This window comes from Staphylococcus sp. EG-SA-2, assembly GCF_017152085.1.
In genome coordinates this window covers 1-1,945 of record NZ_JACYHC010000693.1, presented here as the reverse complement: position 1 = coordinate 1,945, position 1,945 = coordinate 1, and the positions used below count along the sequence as shown (strand labels likewise).

2 protein-coding genes are annotated in these 1,945 nt (G+C 31.0%); both read right to left on the bottom strand.

Annotated elements, in window-relative coordinates; all coding sequences use genetic code 11:
• Nucleotides 1-773, bottom strand: a 773-nt coding sequence (gene nikC, locus IDG60_RS12670) for a nickel transporter permease (RefSeq protein WP_049276749.1), incomplete at its 3' end; no start/stop codon positions are given.
• Nucleotides 766-1,752 (bottom strand): nickel ABC transporter permease, encoded by a 987-nt coding sequence (gene nikB / locus IDG60_RS12665; protein ID WP_000469950.1) that lies wholly within the window; start codon nt 1,750-1,752, stop codon nt 766-768. The genes nikB and nikC, both read right to left, overlap by 8 nt.
• Between the last annotated feature and the right edge of the window lie 193 nt (nt 1,753-1,945).

Here is a 1,945-nt window from a genome sequence, read left to right as displayed (position 1 = left end):
CCGGTTAAATTAAAAATTAAAATAGTTATAGCAATGACTGAAGCAGGTGCAATCAACATAATTGGATGAGACGAAATAAAATCACGACCTTGTTGCAACATAGCGCCCCACTCTGGTGTTGGCGGTTGTGCACCTAACCCAATAAATGATAGTGAACTTATATATAAAATGATTTTACCGAAATCAACGACCATCAAAACGATAATAGCCGGTATAATTTTAGGTGTTAAATGACGTATTAATATTGTTCTTGTAGGTACATGAAATAATTGTGCCATTTTTATATAAGGCTTATTCATTTCGCTATTAACTATACTTCTAGTCAACCTTGTGTAATTCATCCATTTTATTACTGTAATTGAGATAACTAAATTCCACAAAGATGGTTGAAAAAAGCTTGCTAAAGCAATCATGATGATAAATTCTGGAATACTTAGACCAACATCAATAAACCTTAACACTAATCGTTCAATCCACCCTTTTTTATATCCGGCAAATAGACCTAGTGTAACACCTATGACAACGATAGCTATTAATGTTAAAACAGTAACAAACAATGTTGAACGTGCACCGATAATAATTCGGGTAAATAAATCTCTCCCATAATCATCAGTTCCTAATAAATGCAACCAACTAATAGGTTCAAAAGTTTGTGATAAATTGACTTTGGTTGCATTTTCACTACTGACAAAGAATTGCAGTACAATTACCACAAAAATAAATGCAACGAATACAAAAAATATCAGGTTATTCTTTGAAAATATTTTATGCATGACGGTCACTACTTACTGATATCAATGGTGTATTGGTTTTGATTTTTGGATTTCCTAATTGTAAACGCTGCTTCGGATCAAGTAATAACGTTAATAAATCAGCAATCGTATTGATAATAACAACGAAGAAGCCAATAAATAACACGCATCCTTGAATAACAGGATAATCTCGAGATTTAATACTATCCATTAATAGATAACCAATACCAGGTATATCAAATAAATTTTCAATCACTACAGTACCACCTATTAGACTGCCAAGTGAAATCCCTAGTAATGGGATAATCGGCAAAATTGTTGGTTTTAGTAAATCATGAATTAAAATATAACGTTCATTCATACCGCGTAATCTTGATGCTTGTACGATATTACTTTGCAATAACATCAATAAATTAGAACGCACTAAACGAATGATGTATGCACACATACCTAAAGATAGCGTGATTACAGGTAATATAAACTGACTTAGTATAACGCTATCTATATTCATTAAATTTGTGACAATAAATAATAAAATAATACCGATAAAGAACGCTGGTAAACTAATCGATAGTGTTGAGATCACTCTAATCACTTTATCCGTCCACTTATGAAATCGTTTGGCTGCTATAATGCCGAGCGGTATAGATATGCATAACGACACTACTAATGTTGAAAATGATATGAGTAATGTTATGGGTGCATAGTTGAATAATATCTGTGTTACCGGTTCTTTTGATTCAAAACTTTTTCCTAAATTAAAATGTAATAAATGATTCATCCAATGCCACCACTGTACCAATAAAGAATCATTTAATCCCAATTTATCTTTGGTTGCATTTATTTGTTCCGTCGACACTTGTGCTACATCAAGATGTAATATTTTATCAACAGGATTGCCTGGTGATAATTTCATTAAAATGAATGTAAGTGTAGAAATAACAAATAAAACAACTATCATTTGCATCAGTCTATACAACATAGACTTTATTATGAACATAATAGTCCCCCTCCTTGTGTAAGTTACTAACACTTTCTTTTTACATGAGAATGGCGCATGTATATGCAACTTACATATTAAGAACCAACGTTCATTATAGTATTATCCATAAAGAAATTGAAGTATATTTAATTTTTTAACAAAATCATTATAAAATATAATATTTTGAATCAAGTCAACCATGTAAAATATA